Below are 17,838 nucleotides of genomic sequence, written 5' to 3'. Positions count from 1 at the left end.
CCCGTCGTGGCTCACACGACGACGTTGACCAACCGGCCCTTCACCACGATGACGCGGCGGACGCTCTTGCCCTCGATGTGACGCTTCACGGCCTCGAGCTCCAGCGCACGCTGCTGCAGCAGGGCCTCGTCCGAGTCCCGGGGCACCACGAACGTGCCACGCAGTTTGCCGTTCACCTGGACGGCCACCTCCAGTGTCTCGTTCACCGTGAGCGCCGCGTCGTACGTGGGCCACGGCTGCGTCGAGGCGAAGGGCTTGTTCCCGAGCCGCTCCCACGCGGCCTCCGCCAGGTGGGGGGCGAACGGGCAGAGCAGCAGGACGAACGTCTCCAGGTCCGCCCGGGTGGCGCCCTGTCCGAGCGCGCTCGAGTACTCCATCAGCGCGGAGATGGCGGTGTTGAACTTGAATGACTCGATGCGCTCGCCCACCGCCTTGATGGTGGCGTGACGGAGCCGCAGGTGCGTGTCCTCGGTGGGCGCCTTCGCCGGCTCCCACTCATCGACGAGGCGCCAGGCGCGCGAGAGGAAACGCGCGACGCCCTGGATGGCGCGCACGTCCCACGGCTTCGCCTCCTCGAAGTCGCCCATGAACATCTCGTACAGGCGCAGCCCGTCCGCGCCGTACTTCTGGATGACCTCCTCGGGGTTGACGACGTTCCCCCGGGACTTGGACATCTTCTCGATCTGCGCCACGAGCTTGCCGCCACCCTTGAGCGTTGGCGGATCCGTGCTGAAGTCCACCGAGTCATACGGGTGGTAGGCGCCGCGCTCGTCCTGGTAGCTGTACGCGAGCACCATGCCCTGGTGACGCAGCTTCAGGAAGGGCTCCTTCACGGAGAGCAGGCCCAGGTCGTAGAGGAACTTGTGCCAGAAGCGCGCGTAGAGCAGGTGGAGCACCGCGTGCTCGGCGCCGCCGATGTACACGTCCACCGGCATCCACGCCTTCACCACCTCGGGATCGAACGGAGCCCGCTCGTTCTTCGGGTCGATGAAGCGCAGGAAGTACCAGCACGAGCCCGCCCAGTTGGGCATGGTGTCCGTCTCGCGCTCGCCAGGGCCGCCGCACCTGGGGCACTTCGTCTCCACCCAGCTCCGGATGGCCGCGAGCGGGGACTCGCCCGTGCCGGTGGGCTCGTAGCGCTCCACGTCCGGGAGCATCACCGGGAGCTGCTCCTCGGGCACCGCCACGGGTCCTCCGCACGAGCCCTTGCAGTGGATGATGGGGATGGGCTCGCCCCAGTAGCGCTGGCGGGAGAAGACCCAGTCGCGCAGCCGGTAGCTCACCGCCGCCTTCCCCACGCCCTTCTGCTCGAGCCAGGGGATGATCTTCTTCTTCGCCTCCGCGGTGGGCAGCCCGTCGATGGGAGGCGAGCCGGTGACCACACCCTCCTCGGTGAAGGCCTCTTCCTGGACGTCCCTTCCGCCCTTCACCACCTCGACGATGGGGAGCCCGAACTTCTTCGCGAAGGCATGATCGCGCGTGTCGTGGGCGGGCACGGCCATGATGGCGCCGGTGCCGTAGCCGGTGAGGACATAGTCGGCGATCCACACCGGCACGGGCTGTCCCGTCGCCGGGTGCGTGGCATGGCTGCCGGTGAAGACGCCGGTCTTCTCCTTCGCGAGGTCCGTGCGCTCGAGGTCGCTCTTGCGGCGGGCCTGCTGCCGGTAGTCCTCGACGGCGGCCTTCTGCGCGGATGTCGTCAGGGACTCGACGAGCGGGTGCTCGGGGGCGAGCACCAGGTACGTGGCGCCGAAGAGGGTGTCCGGCCGGGTGGTGAAGACCTTGATGGAGCCCGCGGGCGAGACGAAGTCGATCTCCGCGCCGGGGGAGCGGCCGATCCAGTTGCGCTGCATGGACAGCGTGGAGTCGGGCCAGTCGACGCCATCGAGGTCATCCACCAACCGGTCCGCGTAGCGGGTGATGCGCAGCATCCACTGGCGCATGGCGCGGCGCTTATAGCCCATCGGTGCGCGACGTTTTGAATGAGGAGGGGAGGAGTCCGTCTGCACGCGCGCGGATTTCCTCCGCGTCCTGGAATCCAAAGGAAGACGACATGACGAAGAAGAATGTGGTGCTGGGGTGTGCCATGGCGGCGGTGCTGGCGGGGACGGCGGCGTGGGCGGGTAGCCGGTATTCCTATCCGGTCTACATCAACCTGGCGGAGAAGATGGCGTACGGCACCCTCGGAGCTGCCCGGAACAGCACCGATGCGATCCAGTTCATCTCGTGCGACGTGCACGCCTACGACGATGGCGACAAGCGCATGAGCTGTACCGCGAAGAACACGTCCGGTACCAACGTGTACTGCACGTCTTCGGTGGCGGCCCTGGTGGAGACGGCGCGGAGCCTCTCGAGTGATTCGTTCGTCTACTTCGAGTGGGATGCGAGCGGCGCGTGCACGTATCTGGGCGTGGGCCACAGCTCGGAGTACACGCCGAAGCAGCTGTAATCCAGCACGGGGAGGGAGCGCGGCCCACGAGTCCGCGCTCCCTCCCCGGACCCACGAGGAAAGGCCAATGCAGACACAGATGAAGCTGCTGCTCCTGGTGACGCTGGGGTTGGGTGGAGGCCTGGGCTTTGCCGCGGGCAGGGGTTCGGCCCCAGAGGCCTCTCATGACGAACTGCTGAGCCTGCTCGAGCGGCAGGGAGCGCAGCTGGCGGCCCTGGAGGCTCGTCTCGTCCCGGCTTCGCGGCAGGTTCGCTGTGCCGTGGCCTCACCGGGCGGCGCTCCCGGACTGGACGCCGCGTGGCTCCAGGCGGAGCTGTCCCGCATCCTCCATGAGGAGCTGGGCTCGAGGCGCGAGGAGGAGAAACAGGCGCGGACGCCCGTGCCGGAGCCCTCGACGGAGAGTCTGATGGCACTCCAGGAGGGTCATCGCCTCGTCGACGAGGCCAGCAGCGCTCGGCGATGGCGGGAAGAAGATGCGCGGGCGATGCGGCGCGTGCTGCGCGGGCTGAACGGCGCCCAGCGGGAGGAGCTCATGCGGCGGTTCGCCGTCCTGGTCAACGCGGGCGGCGTGGACGTGCAGGTGCGAGGACCTCCGTTCTGATTTGTCACTGTCCGGCGAACTCTGCGCAATACAAGACAGAGGCCGTTGTGAGGAAAGGAGCGTGAGCTCTCCGGAGGGTTGGGGCCAGAAACGAGCGTAAACCCGAAAAAATGCTCGGGCTGCTCATTAAGGCTGTCGCGTTCCTGCCCGACCCAGGCAGGGCCGACATTCATCCACGGTCTTGGGGCCCCCGACCCTTATCAGTAAAGGAGAATTTGATATGTTGCGACAGTCACTGAGTGGCCTTTCGAAGAGCATCCTCTCCGCGGCGATGGTGTTCGCTTCGATGGCGATGGCACTTGCTTCTCAAGAGGCGGCGGCGGCGTGTCGAGGCGCCTGGGCCGAGGGCTCGGCCTACAACGCGGGCGACGGTGTGACCTACAACGGCGGCAGCTACACGGCCCTCGTCTCCCATACCGCCTGCGTCGGTTGCGGCTGGAACCCCGTGGCGGCTCCGTCCCTGTGGTCGCAGGGTGGCGACTGCGGCGGTGGCGGCGGTGGTGGTGGCGGCGGCAATGGTGGCGGCGGCGATGGTGGCAATGGCGGCACCGGGCTGCGCGCCATCCTCAGCGAGGCCACGTTCAACTCGATGTTCCCCGGCCGTAGCAGCTTCTACACCTACTCGGCCCTGGTGGCGGCGGCGGATACCTTCCCCGGGTTCGCCACCACGGGTGACCTCGACACGCGGAAGCGCGAGGTGGCGGCCTTCCTCGCCAACATCGCCCACGAGACCGGCCACCTCGTCTACGTCGAGGAGATCAACAAGAGCGTCATGTGCGACACCAGCTGGGGCCCCCCGGGTTGCGGCTGCGCTCCGGGCAAGTGGTACTACGGCCGTGGCCCCATCCAGCTGTCGTGGAACGGCAACTACTGCGCCGCGGGCAACGCGCTGGGCGTGGACCTCATGAACAACCCCGACCTGGTCGCGCGGGACGCCACCATCGCCTGGCGGACCGGCTTCTGGTTCTGGATGACGCAGACGGGCGCGGGCTCCATGACGGCGCACAACGCCATCGTCAACGGCGCGGGCTTTGGTGAGACCATCCGCACCATCAACGGCGCCCTGGAGTGCAACGGCCGCAACCCCGCCCAGGTGCAGAGCCGCGTGAACAACTACCTGAACTTCACGAGCAAGCTCGGCGTGAGCCCCGGCGGCAACACCGGCTGCTGAGCCACTCGAGGTTCGGTGCGGGTCCCGGGGGCGTGTTCCCCGGGGCTCGGCCCACGAGGCGGGGAGGAGCGCTCGCGAGTGCCCTCTCCGCCGGGGTCGTTCCAGCGAGCCTTCAGCTCCTCTTGTTGTCCCAGGCGCGCATCGCGACCTCCGCGAGGGCGAGAAGCTCGGCCTCGCTCGCGCCGTCCTGCGCCTGCACCGACATGCCCTGGATGATGGCGCCGAAATACCGGGCGAGGGCCTCCGCGTCCGTCCCGGCCGGCAGCTCTCCTTGGGCAATACCCCGAGCGATGCGGTCCCTGAACAGCGCCAGCGTGCCCGATCTCAGTCCGGCGACGAGCTCGGCGATCGGCTGGTTCTCGGCGGCACACGTCAGGACCGCCGTCGAGATCAAGCATCCGCGGGGGTGCTTCCGGCTGGAGAACTCCCTGGCGGACTCCCTCAGAACCCTGGCGATGGCCGCGCGGGCGGTCGGCTCCTCGGCGAGCGCGCGAGCCGTGAAGGCGCCCTGTTCGGCCCGATAACGCTCCAGGGCCTGACGGTAGAGCTCCGCCTTGGACCCGAACGCCGCATAGAGACTGGGCGCCGTGATGCCCATCGCCTCGGTGAGGTCGGTGATCGACGCGCCCTCGTAGCCGAGCCGCCAGAACACCTTCAGGGCCTCATCGAGCGCCCTCGTGCTGTCGAAGCCCCGGGGGCGTCCTCGCGGGCGCCGTTCCGGGATGGAGCTGTTTTTCATGGCGTTCGTTATTGAAATGGGAGGGTGGGCGCCTTATTTGTGTAGCGGTCACTACGTAAACAGGAGTGCCGCACCATGTATTCTGCCATCGCCCCCCTCCTTGTGGTTGCCAGCCTCGCACAGGCTCCCGCCCGCCCCGACGTCCCCGGGGAGCGTGCCCTCGCGGCGCGTCTGGACGGGGCCATCGACCGAGCGCTCGCGGAGAAGCGGATCGTCGGAACCGTCGTTCTCGTCGCGAAGGACGGAGAGGTCGTCTACCGGCGCGCCGCCGGCTTCGCGGATCGCGAGGCGAGGCGGCCCATGCGGGAGGACGCGCTGTTCCGCCTGGCCTCCATGTCCAAGCCCATCGTGTCCGTTGCCGCACTGGCCCTGGTGGACCAACGGAAGCTCTCACTGGACGAGCCCGTCACGAAGTGGATTCCGGCCTTCCGGCCGAAGCTGGCGGACGGCCGTGAAGCCGTCATCACCGTGCGCCAGCTGCTGACCCATACCGCGGGCTTGACCTATGGCTTCTTCGAGTCCGAGCAGGGGCCGTATCACCGGGCGAGGGTCTCCGATGGTCTGGACCTGGATGAGCCCGGTCTGACCCTGGACGAGAACCTTCGCCGTATCGCGTCGGTTCCGCTGTCGTTCGAGCCTGGGACGCGCTGGGGTTACTCCGTGGCGACGGATGTGCTGGGAGCGGTCGTCGCCCGCGCCGGAGGGGCGCCGCTGCCCAGGGTCGTCGAGCGACTCGTCACCCGTCCTCTGGGCATGTCGGACACGGGATTCAGCGTCAAGGACGCCGCGCGGCTCGCGACGCCCTATGCGGACGGGAAACCGGAGCCGGTGCGCATGGGCGGGTCGCACGTCGTGCCATTCGGGGGTGGAGGGATCCGCTATGCTCCCGGTCGAGCCCTGGACCGACGCGCCTTTCCCTCGGGAGGGGCGGGCATGGTGGGCACGGCGGGTGATTTCCTGAGGCTCCTGGAGAGCCTCCGCGAGGGCGGCGCGCCGGTGTTGGCGGCGTCCACCGTCGAGCAGATGACCCGCGCGCAGGTCGGTCCGGAGGCCGAGACGCAGGGACCCGGCTGGGGCTTCGGCTTTGGCGCGGCGGTGCTCGTGGATCCGGTGAAGGCCCGGAGCCCCCAGTCGGCTGGGAGCTACCAGTGGGGCGGAGCCTACGGCCACAGCTGGTTCGTCGATCCGGTTCGCGGCTTGACGGTCGTGGCTCTCACCAACACCGCGCTCGAGGGCATGTCGGGAGCCTTCCCCGTCGAGCTCCGCGACGCCATCTACGGCACCGGCGACTGAAGGGGCGAGCACCCCCGCCCACCCCTTCGACGGGTGGTTCAACCCTCTGTCACGGCTGGCACACGTAGTAGCGCTTGTTGTCGCAATGGTCCCCATTGCACTGCACGCCCACGGCGTAATAGCCGCTACCAAATCCGAGGTAGCCGCCATTCTCCTCGGACATCCACCCGGTCCAATAGCAATTCTTCCTACCGAAGTTGCTCATGTAGGAGCACTGGAGGGAGATGTTGTCGCAATAGGAACCGCTGCAGGCGAGTCCCGTGATCCAATAACCGTAGTCACAGTACCTGTAATTGGTCCCTTCTTCCGAGAAGTAGGGGGTCCAGTACGAGCTACCACGAACGCCGCCCGCGGGCTGGCAATAGGCACGAATGTTGTCGCAATCGGAGCCACTGCATTGAAAGGCGCTGATCAAGCTCCCACCATCACAGCTGATGGGCGCGTATTCCTCGGAGGTGTAGGAGGTCCACCCGGAGGAGATCTCCTGCTGGGTGGTCGCGAGGCTCGCCGCCTCTTCGCCGCCAGCCTCGTCTTCGGTGCCCACACCGCAGCCCCCGAGGACGAAGGTGCTTCCAATCATCAACATGGCAACCAGATGGCTGGACTTGCTCGACATGGCCAATCGCTCCTTTGAATGACTTGTTCGTTTGTATTGCTCCTGTGATGCGACGTCCAAGCTAGCAGCAGTCGCATGTGAGGGTTTGCGTCCGGGCGCCAACTCGTTATGTGAAAGCGTCGGCAGACAGGAAAGACTGGATGCATGTGTTTATTGGCGAACCCGGACCTGCCCCATGGGGAAGGTTCGTGCCGTCAATGCTTCGTCATGAGCGACGGAAGACACACCCCTGGCGCTCGGCCAGCTCATCCTGCCCCTTCAGCGATTGCCCTGGTCCGGCGCTTTGGGTGGCAGCGGGCACCACGATTTCTGTGGTTGGTGTCCGTGGTGGAGGTGGGGAGCTGGAGGTCGGCCACGAAGACGAGCGTGGACATCGTGCCCGGGGCCGGGAGCGGCTGCGGGAACTTGTAGACCTTGCTCGCGCCGGCGTACGACTTGGTGATGATGTAGATGTCACCGGTGGTGGGGTGCACCATGATCGTCTCCGCGTCCTTGGGCGAGTCCGGGTACTTGAACGGGAACGCCTGTGCGGTGAGGTCGCCGCTGGTCTGGCCCGCGCCGATGTTGGGCTCGGGGATGCGGTAGACGGTGAAGGTGGACGGCGGCGTGGGGAGGCTGGCGCTCGCGCGGCCGATATCGCCCATGTAGATGCACTGGCCGGTGGGGCAGGGCCCGGTGGCGACGTCCTCCCAGTCCGCGGGCGTCACGTTGGACACGTTGAAGGTGCCCCGCGTGCTCGCGTCGGTGGTGCTGATGGCGACGATGGCGGTGGTGTCCTCGTTGTGCACGTAGAGGACGCCCGGGGTGAGGCGGCTGGTGGCCAGACCGGACGGCTCCACGATGGCGGTGGACGTCACGGTGCCCTGGGTGGTGTACGTGGTGGAGAACGTGTCCCCCACGGTGCAGGACGATGGGGCTCGCCGGGCACGCCGAGCCCGTCCAGATCTGCGAGCCGAACCACACCGCGAGGCCGTTGGAGGACGTGGTGGTGATGGCGGGCGTATTGAAGCTGGCGGTGAGGCCGTTCTTCTGGCCGCTCTGCGCGTCGATGGGGTGGGTGGGGTCCGCGCCGACGAAGGCCGAGATGCTACCGGCCATGTAGCTGGCGAGGTCGATGGTGAACGCGTAGCTGGTGGGCTCGGACGCGGTGGCGACCTTGTAGAAGACCCAGGCCTTGATCTGCGATGAGCTCTGATCCGAGCGCAGGAGCGTCCAGCCCACGGGCGCCGCCGCCACCGCGGCCACTCAGGTACTCGCGGCCTCCTTCGGCGCGGACGGCGCTCGGGCGCCGACCATCCAGCAGGCAGCGTTGAAGCGGACTTCCGCTCCGTGCACATAGGGCTCGAAAGCGGCGCGGACCGCTTCGATGACCTGGGTGCGAGTCCGGTCGTCCGCCTCGTGAAGAATCAGGCCGAGGGGACCGAGCCGGGTCAGGTACCGGACCAACTCCTTCTCGGGCAGGGTGCAGACAACATCGATCGGCCGGATGTCGATCTCGGCCCAGCCGCCTTCCTCCAGGATGCGATGGACCCGGCGCTGGTCCGCGAAGGCGAACTGCCCCGGCGCGTCCGGCCGGCGAGCGGGGAGGTTCGGCAGGAGCGGTGCCGCGGCGCGCTCGGCCGTCGTCATGAACGGGTTTTCCGAAGGACTCCGCCAGGCGACGAACCGCAATTCGGCGTCGTCCTTCGCGGCTCGTCTCAGGTTCGCGAAGGCCCGGACGGAGTCGTCGAAGAACATGACGCCGAAGCGCGAAATGATCATGTCGAAGCTCGCGGGCTCGAAGGCGTGGTTCTGCGCGTTGGCGCGGATGAAGCTCGCCGGTGTGCCTTCCCGTTCGGCGCGGGCCCGGGCGGCGGTGAGCATCGGCTCCGAAATGTCGATGCCGATGCAGCGGCCGTTCGCGCCGAGCAGCCGCGAGACGGCGAGCGTCGTGCTGCCCGTACCGCAGCCGACGTCGAGCACCTGGCGCCCGGAGCCGGCGAAGACCGCTTCGACGAGCAGGTCTTCGAGCGGCTTGAACATCTGGTCGAGCAACTCCTGCGTCTCGACCCAGGCGCGTCCGGCGGGGCCATTCCAAAGCGTCGTCTGCGCGTCATCGGTCTGGCGCGTGACATTCATGATCGTCTCCTTTTGCGTGCCTTCCAGAATCGAAAGCCGTACGGTGCCACTTCAAGTCGACTTGAGGTCAAGAGGGTGAGAGACCTGGACATCACCGAGGTAGCGCGGCGGTCCGGCGTTCCTGCCTCGACGCTGCGGTTCTATGAGGAGAAGGGGCTGATCGCCTCCATCGGCAGGCGGGGCCTGCGCCGTCTGTTCGATCCCGGCGTGCTGGAGCGGCTGGCGCTGATCGCGCTGGGGCGCGCCGCCGGCTTTTCGCTCGATGAGATCGCCCTCATGTTCGCGCCGGATGGGCGGACGCGCATCGACCGGCAGATGCTCACGGCCAAGGCGGAGGAGCTGGACAGGACGATCCGCGAGCTCAGCGCCCTGCGCGACAGCCTACGGCATGCCGCTGCCTGCCCCGCGCCGAGCCATATGGAATGCCCCACCTTCCGCCGCATCCTGCGGGCCGCCGCGTCTGGAGCCATTGGAGCGCGAACGAAGAAGCATCAATTGCCTTCGGGCGGGCGCTGTCGCTGAGCGTATGTCGGCGTAGATTGCCGTTCATGAAAAGCCTACGCTCCGAACGGTTGCTCCTCCGGCCCCCCCGACCAGAGGATCTCGCACCCCTGTCGGCCATCCTGTCGGATCCGGCGGTCTCCCGGTGGTGGCCGGGTTTCGACGAGAGCAAGGTCGAGTCCGAGCTCATCGCGCCGGATCCGGACGTCACCGTCTATGTGATCGAGCACGAGCACGGTGTCATCGGCGCGATCCAGTTCAGCGAAGAGCTCGACCCCCAGTACCGCCATGCGAGCATCGACCTGTTCTTGAGCCCGCGGGCGTGGGGGAGAGGCTTCGCTCCCGAAGCCATTCGCACGCTCGCGGTCTACCTGTTCGAGGAGCGGGGCCACCATCGGCTGGTCATCGACCCTGCCGCGGACAACGCCCGTGCGATTCGGGCGTACGAGAAGGTTGGCTTCCGGCCGGTCGGCACCATGCGTCAATACGAGCGCGGCGCTGACGGCACCTGGCACGACGGCGTGTTGCTGGATCTGCTCGCGGACGAGCTCGCGCCACCCACCCACCCGCCTCGAGCGCGGGCCTGACTCCCTGCCAAGGGGGCCGCCCCCGGTAGAAGTCAGGCCTTCGGAATCCAGCTGTCCACGAGGGCCTGGTGCTGCTTCGCCCACTCGCGGACGGCCCTGGCCGGGTCGTCCCTCGTCTCGGCGACGGCGCCCATCAAGCTGCCGAGTTGCTGGTCATCCAGCTTGAAGTTGCGCAGGAAGCTGGCCACCTCGGGCTTGTCCTGCTCGAGCCCCCTGCGGGCGATGGTGTGGATGGTCTCCGCCCCGCCATAGATGCCCTTCGGATCCTCGAGGAACTTGAGGTCCCAACGGGCGAACTTCCAGTGCGGCTTCCAGCCCGTCACCACCACCGGGCGCTTCCTGCTGATGGCGTCCTTCAGAGTGGCAGTCATCGCCGGACCGCTGGAGGGCACCAGCTTGAGGCCCAGTGCATACTCGCTCACGGCCTTCTCCGTGGTGGTCATGATGCCCGCGCCCGAGTCGATGCCGACGATCTGCCCATCGAGCTCCGCCTTCAGGCCCTCGAGGTCCTCGATGGAGGAGGCCTTCACATAGGACGGCACTACCAGCCCGATGCGTGCACCCTCGTAGTTGGGGCCGAGGTCGACCACCTTGTCCTTGAAGCGCTCCAGGTAGTCCTTGTGGGTGATCGGAAGCCATCCGTCGAGGAAGGCATCGCTGTCACCGTTCGCCACCGCGGTGAAGACCGGGGCGACATCCGCCATGGTCATCTCCACCTGATAGCCCATCCGGTCCTCGAGGATGGCCCGGGCCAGGTGGGTCATCGCCACTCCCTCGGCCCAGTTCACATAGACGAGCTTGACCACGCCCTTGCCCTGCGGGGCTGGCGCCTGGGTGGCCTGAGCGGGCTGCTCCTTCTTGCAGCCGGTGGCTCCGAGGAGGAGGCCAGCGAGGGCCGCCAGCAGGAGGGCCGGCATGCTTCGTTGTCTTTCGTTCACGGGGGTGTGCTCCTTGTCGGTCACGAAGGACGCGTCCGGGACTGGCCCAGCGCGTGCGTCAGGCGGTCCAGCACGATGGCCAGGATGACCACCGCGATACCGCTTTCGAAACCCAGTCCGATCCGCAGCTGGGTGATGCCCTTGAGGACCTCCTCGCCCAGGCCCCCGGCGCCGATCATCGCGGAGATGACCACCATCGAGAGCGACAGCATGAGGGTCTGATTCACGCCAGCCAGCAGCGTGGGCAGAGCAATGGGGAGCTGCACCTGGAAGAGCAGCTGCCGGGGCGTGGAGCCGAAGGCGATGGCCGCGTCCACCACGTCGCGCGGCACCTGTTTGATGCCCAGCTGGGTGAGGCGCACCGCCGGCGGCATGGCGAAGATGACGGTGGCCACCATGCCCGGCACCTTCCCCAGCCGGAAGAAGAGCACCGCGGGGATGAGGTAGACAAAGGCGGGCATCGTCTGCATCAGGTCCAGCACCGGACGCATCAGCCGCTCCATCCACCGGCTGTAGGTGCTCGCGATGCCCAGCGGGATGCCCAGCAGCAGCGACACCACCGCCGCGCTGAGCACCAGCGCGAGTGTCTCCATCGTCGCCTGCCACAGGCCCATCTTGTCGATGAGCAGCAGGCCCAGCGCGGACAGCACCGCGGAGCCCAGCCCGGACAGCCGCCAGGAGGCCGCCGCCAGCAGCCCGATGATGACGTAGCTGGGCGGCAGGAGCAGCACGGCTTCCAGGCCACGGATGGCGGCGGTCAGGCCATCCGCGAGCGAGTGGAAGAACGGATCGAACCGCTCCTTGAGCATGTCGATGAGGCGCTCGAACCCCTCTCCGAGACGAAGCTTCATCAGCGCTGCTCCCCCACGATGCCCGCCAGGATGGAGGCTCGCCCGACAATGCCCAGGACGGTCTGGTCCTCGGAGAGGACGGCGATGGGAATCCTCGTTCCGGCCGCCACCGGAACCAGCTTCGCGATGGGCGTATCGGCCGTGGTGGTGGGCACGTCGGTGAGGATGGCGTCCTCCAGGCTGTGCTTGTTCTCACGCACCAGGGCCAGCGCGTCGTCGATGCGGACCACGCCCCGGAACCGGCGCGAGGCGTCCGTCACGATGAGGGTGGAGGCGCCCGCCTCCCGCATCCGCTCGACGGCCAGCGCCGGGCCGTCCTGGGGGCTCAGCATGACTTCCGGCCGCTCCATGATGGCGCCCGCGGTGATGATGCGGGTGCGGTCCACGTCCTGCACGAAGGCCCGGACGTAGTCGTTGGCCGGCCGGGTGAGGATCTCCTCCGGCGTGCCGAGCTGCACGATGGCGCCGTCGCGCATGATGGCGATGCGGCTCCCCAGCTTCAGTGCCTCGTCCAGGTCGTGGGTGATGAAGACGAGGGTCTTGTTCATCTTCGATTGCAGCTCGAGCAGCTCGTCCTGCATCTGCTTGCGGATGAGCGGGTCCAACGCGCTGAAGGCCTCGTCCATCAGGAGGATCTCCGCGTCGGTGGCGAGCGCGCGAGCCAGGCCCACCCGCTGCTGCATGCCACCGCTGAGCTCGCGGGGCAGCTTGTCCGCGTAGCCTTGCAGTCCCACCAGCTCCAGCGCCTGGAGCGCCTTGGCCCGGCGCGTGGCCTTGTCCACCCCCTGCACCTCGAGGCCGTACTCGACGTTGTGGACGATGTTCCGGTGCGGCAGCAGCCCGAAGTTCTGGAAGACCATCGCCATCTTGCGCCGGCGGATCTCCAGCAGGCTCGCCTTGCCTGCCTTCGTGACGTCCAGCCCGTCCACCACCACGCTTCCCGCGCTCGGCTCGATGAGGCGGTTGAGGCAGCGCAGCACCGTGGACTTGCCGCTGCCCGACAGGCCCATGATGACGAAGATCTCCCCGCGGTGGACCTCGAACGTGGCGTCCTGGATGGCGACCGTGCAGCCCGTCTTCTGGAGGATCTCCTCCTTGGACAGCCCCTGCTGGAGCAGGGCGAGCGCCTTGTCCGGGCGGCCGCCGTAGATCTTCCTCAGGCCCCGGACCTCGATCTTCGCCTCCGTCATGGCCATGGCCCTCGCTTCGCTCGCGGTGGTCCGCTCGGGGTTGGAGGCAGTCACCCGGAGGTGCTCAGAAGTAGTAGCCAGCATTGATGTTGAACCTCGTTTCCCAACGGGCATCGGGGAGGCCCTCGGCGAGGGCGAAGCCGTAGTCCGGCCCCAGCCAGGGTTGGTTCTTGCCGGACGCGACGTCCACGTAGGTGAAGACGGGGCCGGCGGTGATGAGCGCGCCGAGCACGTTCTGGTGCGAGTCCTCGTACCCGGCGCGTGACTTCAGCAGGAAGCTATAGTCGTCATAGAAGGTGAGCTTCGAGATGGGGCCCCAGGACACGGGCACGCTGTAGGAGACCCCCGCCACGAAGACCGTTCCCCGGCTCGCCAGCCTGTAGGGAGCGTCATAGGCCCCCACCGTCACGAAGGAGTCGTCCACGCCCTCGGGGTTGGCGGGCTGATAGGAATAGTGGAGCGCCTCCAGCTTCACGTTCCAGGGTCCGTAGTCGCCATTGAGGTGCAGCGCGGCGGCCCAGCCCAGCCCCTGGCGCTCGGTGATGTGGTTGTAGAGCTGCCCCACCTGCGCGGAGGCGCCCAGCTCGGTGCCGCCGAGCTCGCCGTGCGAGATGCGATAAGCCACCCGCGCGTTGAGCTGGTTGGTCTCCGAGTTGGCCTGCTCCGTCTCGAGGTACGCCTCGCCGGGATTGGCGGGACTCACCGGCACCACGTCGTAGGAGTAGCGGGCGCTGGCGGTGCTCTTGCCGGTGTAGCTGCCCTCGTCATTCTTGTAGAAGGCGAGCTGCAGGTTCCACGGGCCGTGCTCGTGCACCAGCTTGAGGCCCAGGTCGTAGTCGTCCTCGAAGCCCAGGTAGTACGGCAGCGCGAAGAACCAGTTGTGCGACGCGTAGGGCAGCAGGCCGAAGGGGACGCGGTGGACACCGAATTGCAGTTGGGTGCTCTCCGAGAACGCGTACCCGATGTAGCCATGGTGCAGCATCGAGTAGCCGGCGTAGACGCGGTACTCGGCCGAGAGCAGGAGCGAGGACAGCCGCCCGTCGACGTTGAGGCGGAAGGTATCGAAGGCCACGTCCCCCCAACGCTGGCGGTTGCCCTCCTGCCCCTCCCAGCTCTTCACGAAGTAGTTGAGGCGCAGCGCGCCGCCCACGTGGAGATGATCCTTCGCCGCCGCCTCCTCTTCAGCCGCGGCCCGCTGGAGGGGCAACACGCACAGCAGGGAGGTGGTCAGCAGGAGGGGAACGCAACGGCTGGATTGACTCAACGGCGATGACTCCTGGCCCGAGCAGAGGAGGAGGCATGACCCGGCCATCCCTCTCAGAGGGCTCGTGGGTGCGATGCACCCGGTTTCAATGTGTCGAGAGACCTCGGACGGCTGCTCCCCGTGAGGAGGGGCAGACACGCCCGGAGGCCTCGCTGCTGCCGGACGAAGCGCACGAGAGCGCCTCGCCCGCGGGTAGAGGCCCGAGGGCCTCGGGCCCACAGCCACGGTACGTGGCCGGACACCGCCCGGATGGCATCCAGAACGAACCGGGAGATGCCCATCCGCTCGAAGTAGACCCTGGGATACCACCCGCCCTCCCTGGACGTCCACCAAATTTATTTGTGGTCAAACAACATGGCGGATTCTGAGGCACCGCTGCTTGACAACTCCGGCTGATTGTGAGGTGGCGGGGCGCTTCCCTCCCCAGGATTCGAGCGGCCACACGGCACCGCGAGGCGTTGACTCCGCCTGCACCCTGGCCTCGACACCGCACCTCAGCGGTCACCTCCTGGAGCAGAACGATTCAGGTTGTCACCCGGAATGGGGCTCAGCTACCTTGCGCGCGGAAACAGGAGGGAGCCCATGGACGAGGAGTCACTCCGAAGGAAGCTGGCCGCCATCGAGTCCCTCTTCGCCGGGGCGACCACCCTGGGGGAGCGCGAGGCCGCTGAAGCCGCGCGTGACCGCATTCTCGCCAGGTTGAAGGCCGCCAACGAGGCGCAGCCAGCGGTGGAATACCAATTCTCGCTGGCGGACGAGTGGCAGCGCAGACTCTTCGTCGCTCTGTTACGCCGGTACGATCTGAAGCCCTACCGCTACCGGGGGCAGCGGCGCACCACGGTCATGGTGCGGGTGCCCGAGCGTTTCGTGAAGGAGACCCTCTGGCCCCAGTACCAGCAGCTCGCCGCGACCCTGCGTGGCTGGTTGGACGAGGTGGCCGATCGTGTCATCCGTGAAGTGCTCCAAGCGGAAGGAGATGGGCTCGAGGAGAAGGTAGCCAGCCCTTTGCTGGGCCCTGGCGGGTCTGGGCCCGCCACACCCACTGACTGAGCCACGCCCGGGGGGCCTCTCCATCATTCTGCTTGCTCACCCAGGCCCACTTCTCCCTCATCCAGCGTGCTCGGTAACAGTCTCGTCGAGATAGTCCGCTTCGGGGGCGCGAATGCGTAGTGCGCGCGGTCGATGCCACGGCCCCACGCCTTCGCGTCGACTCCCACTTCGGGCCCGCGCATCCGGCTCGTTTCCGCGCCGATGGAGCCGACACCGGAACGGTCGTGGATTGGAAAGGCGGACCTGGACAAGGCCAGGGCACTGCTGTCTCGGGCACGCGTGGGACGCGGCCGTGCTGGAGCACCTGGACCGGAGGCCCTTCGGACAGCTCGTCGTGCGCGTGCGTGCCTGAGGCGCGAGTCAGCGTGACGCCCTCTCGGGCGGGGTTGCTTCGCGGTCCTTCATCCGACGCCGGAAAGAGCCCGGGGTCTCCCCCACGTGGCGCTTGAAGGCCTTGACGAAAGCGCTGTCTGTCTCGTAGCCGACCGCTTGTGCAATCGCACTCGTCGACGGCCCTCGTTCCGCCATGAGTTGCATGGCCTTGTGCATGCGCCAGCGCGTCAGGTATGTCATCGGCCCTTCGCCGATGAGCGACTTGAAACGCTCCGCGAACACCGAGCGCGACATGCTCGCGATCCGCGCGAGACTTTCGACCGTCCAGGGCTCTTGCGGCCTTTCATGGAGGCGTTGCAGCGCCACACCGAGTTGTGGATCGAAAAGGGCCCGAAGCCATCCCCCCTGCTCGATGGGCAGCGACGCCACATATGTTCGCAGCGCCTGGACCAGCAACACGTCACCCAGCCGGCTCGCAACGGTTTCATGGCCGGGCTGCTCGGCTTCCATCTCCGATGCCACGAACTGCATCGTGGACTCGAGCCACCGCGTGGCGATGCCGCCGTCACCCTTCACATGGAGCACCGTTGGCAGGCACGCGACGAGCGGGCTCAATGACATTCCCTCGAAGACGAAGCTGCCCGCGATGAGCGTCGTGGGTGCTCCCGGTCCTCCATAGCGCATGAGTCCTCCGCAACGCCCTCCCCGGTTCGCGTAGATTTCAGTCGCCGGGACGGGCGGCGTCTTCGTGCTGTCCTTGATAACGAACGGGGTCCCCGCGAGGATGAAGACGAAATCACCCGCCGCGAGCGTGAGACGCGTGTCGCGGGTCTCGAGCACGCAACCTCCGCGGGTGACCACATAGAACGTGGTCACGTCTCGCGCGTCGACACGCATGCCCCAGGGGGCGCTCATCTCCAACCGACCGTTGACGATGCTCCGCAGGTGAACGCTGCGCAGGGTGTCGGCGAGAACATCCATGGGCCTCTCCTCCCGGACGATTGAGCCATAAAACCGGACGAACGGCCAGTGATCGTCCTGGCTCCACGGGCTATCTCCTTCGTACGTCTTGCGACAGACATGCGAACCCTTCGCGTGGAGCGCAGGCTCACGGTGGAGACAGGTATGAAAGCAATTCGAATGCGACGTCTCGGAGGACCCGAGGAACTTCGACTCGAAGAGGTCGAGGCTCCTGTTCCAGGCGATGGCGAGGTGGTGATCCGGGTGCACGCCGCCGGGTTGAACTACGCGGAGGTGCTGCTGCGCGATGGACGACTTCCCGGAGCGCCGAGCCTGCCATTCACTCCGGGCTACGAAGCCGCGGGAGTCATCACCGCGGTCGGCAGCGGAGTGGCACATCTCCGGAGCGGTGCCCGCGTCGTGGCCATGCTGCCCAACCAGGGCGCCTTCGCGGAACTGGCACTCGCGCCGGCCTCTCTCATCACCCCGATTCCCGACGGCCTTCCCTTCGACAAAGCCGTGGCGCTGCTGAACCAGGCCCCTACCGCACTCGCCGCGCTTCGCATCGCGGCCCGGGTCCAGGACGGTGACGCGGTGTTCATCCCGGCGGCATCGGGCGGCGTCGGTTCCTTTCTCGTCCAGCTCACGAGGAGGTTCGGTGCTCGACGCGTCATCGCCGGAGCCAGCACCGAGGAGAAACGCGCGCTCGCGAGGCGACTCGGAGCCGATATCGCCATCGACTACACGCGCGTGGACTGGCCCGAGCGCGTCCGGGAGGTGACGGAAGGCCGCGGCGCCGACGTGGTTTTCGAGAGAAGCGGTGGTGACATCTTCGCGCAGAGTCTTCGGGCACTGGCCCCGCGAGGCAGACTCGTCGTCTTTGGCGCCGACAGTCCGCTCGGTACACAGGTCAACGGCGAGCAACTCATGCGGATGACCTACCAGAATCAGGCCCTGGTGGGCTTTTCGCTGCCGGCGTTGCCGTCCGATGTCCAGGCGGCAGCACTCCGCGAAGCGTTCGAGCTCGTGGCGAAGAGCGAACTCGAGGTGATCAGCCAGACGTTCGCCCTGGGTGAGCTCGCCGACGCGCACCGTGCGATGGAGCAACGAAAGACATCGGGCAAGGTGGTGATCCTCCCGGACGCGTCTCCGCGGCGAGAGTTCCCCGTTTGATACA

19 protein-coding genes are annotated in these 17,838 nt (G+C 67.3%); 9 read left to right on the top strand and 10 right to left on the bottom strand.

The window, feature by feature from the left end; all coding sequences use genetic code 11:
• Window positions 1-11: 11 nt before the first annotated feature.
• Entirely contained in the window at window positions 12-1,943 is a 1,932-nt protein-coding gene (gene leuS / locus JQX13_RS46350; RefSeq protein WP_203405797.1) for a leucine--tRNA ligase, read from the bottom strand.
• A 110-nt stretch (window positions 1,944-2,053) separates the two neighbouring features.
• On the opposite strand from leuS, the gene JQX13_RS46345 reads away from it, so the two are divergent.
• The 3 genes from JQX13_RS46345 (at window position 2,054) to JQX13_RS46335 (ending at window position 4,221) form a co-directional block, all read left to right on the top strand.
• Entirely contained in the window at window positions 2,054-2,449 is a 396-nt protein-coding gene (locus tag JQX13_RS46345; RefSeq protein WP_203405796.1) for a hypothetical protein, read from the top strand.
• A gap of 67 nt (window positions 2,450-2,516) precedes the next feature.
• Window positions 2,517-3,050, top strand: a complete 534-nt coding sequence (locus JQX13_RS46340) for a hypothetical protein (protein WP_203405795.1) — start codon at window positions 2,517-2,519, stop codon at window positions 3,048-3,050.
• A 220-nt stretch (window positions 3,051-3,270) separates the two neighbouring features.
• Window positions 3,271-4,221 (top strand): glycoside hydrolase family 19 protein, encoded by a 951-nt coding sequence (locus tag JQX13_RS46335; protein ID WP_203405794.1) that lies wholly within the window; start codon window positions 3,271-3,273, stop codon window positions 4,219-4,221.
• A 112-nt stretch (window positions 4,222-4,333) separates the two neighbouring features.
• Here JQX13_RS46335 and JQX13_RS46330 read toward each other — a convergent pair whose 3' ends face one another.
• A complete protein-coding gene (locus JQX13_RS46330; protein ID WP_203405793.1) occupies window positions 4,334-4,960 on the bottom strand; it encodes a TetR/AcrR family transcriptional regulator in 627 nt (208 codons plus the stop codon).
• A gap of 75 nt (window positions 4,961-5,035) precedes the next feature.
• Here JQX13_RS46330 and JQX13_RS46325 point away from each other — a divergent pair, with 75 nt between their 5' ends.
• Window positions 5,036-6,253, top strand: coding sequence for a serine hydrolase domain-containing protein (locus tag JQX13_RS46325; RefSeq protein ID WP_203405792.1), 1,218 nt, complete (start codon window positions 5,036-5,038; stop codon window positions 6,251-6,253).
• A 49-nt stretch (window positions 6,254-6,302) separates the two neighbouring features.
• On the opposite strand, the gene JQX13_RS46320 is transcribed toward JQX13_RS46325, so the two are convergent.
• On the bottom strand, window positions 6,303-6,869 hold the full coding sequence (locus JQX13_RS46320; protein ID WP_203405791.1) for a hypothetical protein: 567 nt from the start codon (window positions 6,867-6,869) through the stop codon (window positions 6,303-6,305).
• A gap of 245 nt (window positions 6,870-7,114) precedes the next feature.
• A complete protein-coding gene (locus tag JQX13_RS54960; protein WP_239015562.1) occupies window positions 7,115-7,768 on the bottom strand; it encodes a hypothetical protein in 654 nt (217 codons plus the stop codon).
• Between the two features lie 11 nt (window positions 7,769-7,779).
• Here JQX13_RS54960 and JQX13_RS54955 point away from each other — a divergent pair, with 11 nt between their 5' ends.
• On the top strand, window positions 7,780-7,971 hold the full coding sequence (locus tag JQX13_RS54955) for a hypothetical protein (protein ID WP_239015560.1): 192 nt from the start codon (window positions 7,780-7,782) through the stop codon (window positions 7,969-7,971).
• Between the two features lie 143 nt (window positions 7,972-8,114).
• Here JQX13_RS54955 and JQX13_RS46310 read toward each other — a convergent pair whose 3' ends face one another.
• Window positions 8,115-8,987 (bottom strand): class I SAM-dependent methyltransferase, encoded by an 873-nt coding sequence (locus JQX13_RS46310; protein ID WP_203405790.1) that lies wholly within the window; start codon window positions 8,985-8,987, stop codon window positions 8,115-8,117.
• Window positions 8,988-9,062: 75 nt separating this feature from the next.
• Between JQX13_RS46310 and JQX13_RS46305 the strand changes: the two genes are divergently transcribed.
• On the top strand, window positions 9,063-9,509 hold the full coding sequence (locus JQX13_RS46305; RefSeq protein WP_203405789.1) for a helix-turn-helix domain-containing protein: 447 nt from the start codon (window positions 9,063-9,065) through the stop codon (window positions 9,507-9,509).
• A 26-nt stretch (window positions 9,510-9,535) separates the two neighbouring features.
• A complete protein-coding gene (locus tag JQX13_RS46300) occupies window positions 9,536-10,075 on the top strand; it encodes a GNAT family N-acetyltransferase (protein WP_203405788.1) in 540 nt (179 codons plus the stop codon).
• 32 nt (window positions 10,076-10,107) lie between these two features.
• On the opposite strand, the gene JQX13_RS46295 is transcribed toward JQX13_RS46300, so the two are convergent.
• Genes JQX13_RS46295 through JQX13_RS46280 form a run of 4 tightly spaced genes read right to left on the bottom strand, consistent with a single transcriptional unit; the run spans window position 10,108 to window position 14,318 of the window.
• A complete protein-coding gene (locus JQX13_RS46295) occupies window positions 10,108-11,013 on the bottom strand; it encodes a glycine betaine ABC transporter substrate-binding protein (RefSeq protein WP_239014274.1) in 906 nt (301 codons plus the stop codon).
• Window positions 11,014-11,033: 20 nt separating this feature from the next.
• Window positions 11,034-11,864, bottom strand: a complete 831-nt coding sequence (locus JQX13_RS46290) for an ABC transporter permease (protein ID WP_239014273.1) — start codon at window positions 11,862-11,864, stop codon at window positions 11,034-11,036.
• Window positions 11,864-13,108 (bottom strand): quaternary amine ABC transporter ATP-binding protein, encoded by a 1,245-nt coding sequence (locus tag JQX13_RS46285; protein ID WP_343211047.1) that lies wholly within the window; start codon window positions 13,106-13,108, stop codon window positions 11,864-11,866. Before JQX13_RS46285 ends, JQX13_RS46290 begins: the two co-directional genes overlap by 1 nt.
• A 10-nt stretch (window positions 13,109-13,118) precedes the next feature.
• The gene (locus JQX13_RS46280; protein ID WP_239014272.1) at window positions 13,119-14,318 is read right to left on the bottom strand and encodes a hypothetical protein; all 1,200 of its coding nucleotides are present in this window, start codon (window positions 14,316-14,318) and stop codon (window positions 13,119-13,121) included.
• A 582-nt stretch (window positions 14,319-14,900) separates the two neighbouring features.
• Here JQX13_RS46280 and JQX13_RS46275 point away from each other — a divergent pair.
• Window positions 14,901-15,368, top strand: a complete 468-nt coding sequence (locus JQX13_RS46275; protein WP_203405787.1) for a hypothetical protein — start codon at window positions 14,901-14,903, stop codon at window positions 15,366-15,368.
• A 360-nt stretch (window positions 15,369-15,728) separates the two neighbouring features.
• On the opposite strand, the gene JQX13_RS46270 is transcribed toward JQX13_RS46275, so the two are convergent.
• Window positions 15,729-16,682: an AraC family transcriptional regulator gene (locus JQX13_RS46270; protein WP_203405786.1), complete on the bottom strand. Its 954-nt coding sequence runs from the start codon at window positions 16,680-16,682 to the stop codon at window positions 15,729-15,731.
• Window positions 16,683-16,925: 243 nt separating this feature from the next.
• Between JQX13_RS46270 and JQX13_RS46265 the strand changes: the two genes are divergently transcribed.
• Window positions 16,926-17,834, top strand: a complete 909-nt coding sequence (locus JQX13_RS46265; RefSeq protein WP_203405785.1) for a quinone oxidoreductase family protein — start codon at window positions 16,926-16,928, stop codon at window positions 17,832-17,834.
• The last annotated feature ends 4 nt before the right edge of the window (window positions 17,835-17,838 follow it).

Source organism: Archangium violaceum, from assembly GCF_016859125.1.
Lineage (GTDB): Bacteria > Myxococcota > Myxococcia > Myxococcales > Myxococcaceae > Archangium > Archangium violaceum_A.
Note: the sequence above shows the minus strand (reverse complement) of the source record. Positions and strands in the feature narration are given on the sequence as shown.

Bases quoted from the DNA above. Each gene is read 5' to 3' on its own strand.
- JQX13_RS46290 (WP_239014273.1), bottom strand. From the start codon at position 11,864: ATGAAGCTTCGTCTCGGAGAGGGGTTCGAGCGCCTCATCGACATGCTC.
- JQX13_RS46275 (WP_203405787.1), top strand. From the start codon at position 14,901: ATGGACGAGGAGTCACTCCGAAGGAAGCTGGCCGCCATCGAGTCCCTC.
- JQX13_RS54955 (WP_239015560.1), top strand. From the start codon at position 7,780: ATGGGGCTCGCCGGGCACGCCGAGCCCGTCCAGATCTGCGAGCCGAAC.
- JQX13_RS46320 (WP_203405791.1), bottom strand. From the start codon at position 6,869: ATGTCGAGCAAGTCCAGCCATCTGGTTGCCATGTTGATGATTGGAAGC.
- leuS (WP_203405797.1), bottom strand. From the start codon at position 1,943: ATGCGCCAGTGGATGCTGCGCATCACCCGCTACGCGGACCGGTTGGTG.
- JQX13_RS46310 (WP_203405790.1), bottom strand. From the start codon at position 8,987: ATGAATGTCACGCGCCAGACCGATGACGCGCAGACGACGCTTTGGAAT.
- JQX13_RS46330 (WP_203405793.1), bottom strand. From the start codon at position 4,960: ATGAAAAACAGCTCCATCCCGGAACGGCGCCCGCGAGGACGCCCCCGG.
- JQX13_RS46340 (WP_203405795.1), top strand. From the start codon at position 2,517: ATGCAGACACAGATGAAGCTGCTGCTCCTGGTGACGCTGGGGTTGGGT.
- JQX13_RS46345 (WP_203405796.1), top strand. From the start codon at position 2,054: ATGACGAAGAAGAATGTGGTGCTGGGGTGTGCCATGGCGGCGGTGCTG.
- JQX13_RS46325 (WP_203405792.1), top strand. From the start codon at position 5,036: ATGTATTCTGCCATCGCCCCCCTCCTTGTGGTTGCCAGCCTCGCACAG.
- JQX13_RS46270 (WP_203405786.1), bottom strand. From the start codon at position 16,682: ATGGATGTTCTCGCCGACACCCTGCGCAGCGTTCACCTGCGGAGCATC.
- JQX13_RS46300 (WP_203405788.1), top strand. From the start codon at position 9,536: ATGAAAAGCCTACGCTCCGAACGGTTGCTCCTCCGGCCCCCCCGACCA.
- JQX13_RS46335 (WP_203405794.1), top strand. From the start codon at position 3,271: ATGTTGCGACAGTCACTGAGTGGCCTTTCGAAGAGCATCCTCTCCGCG.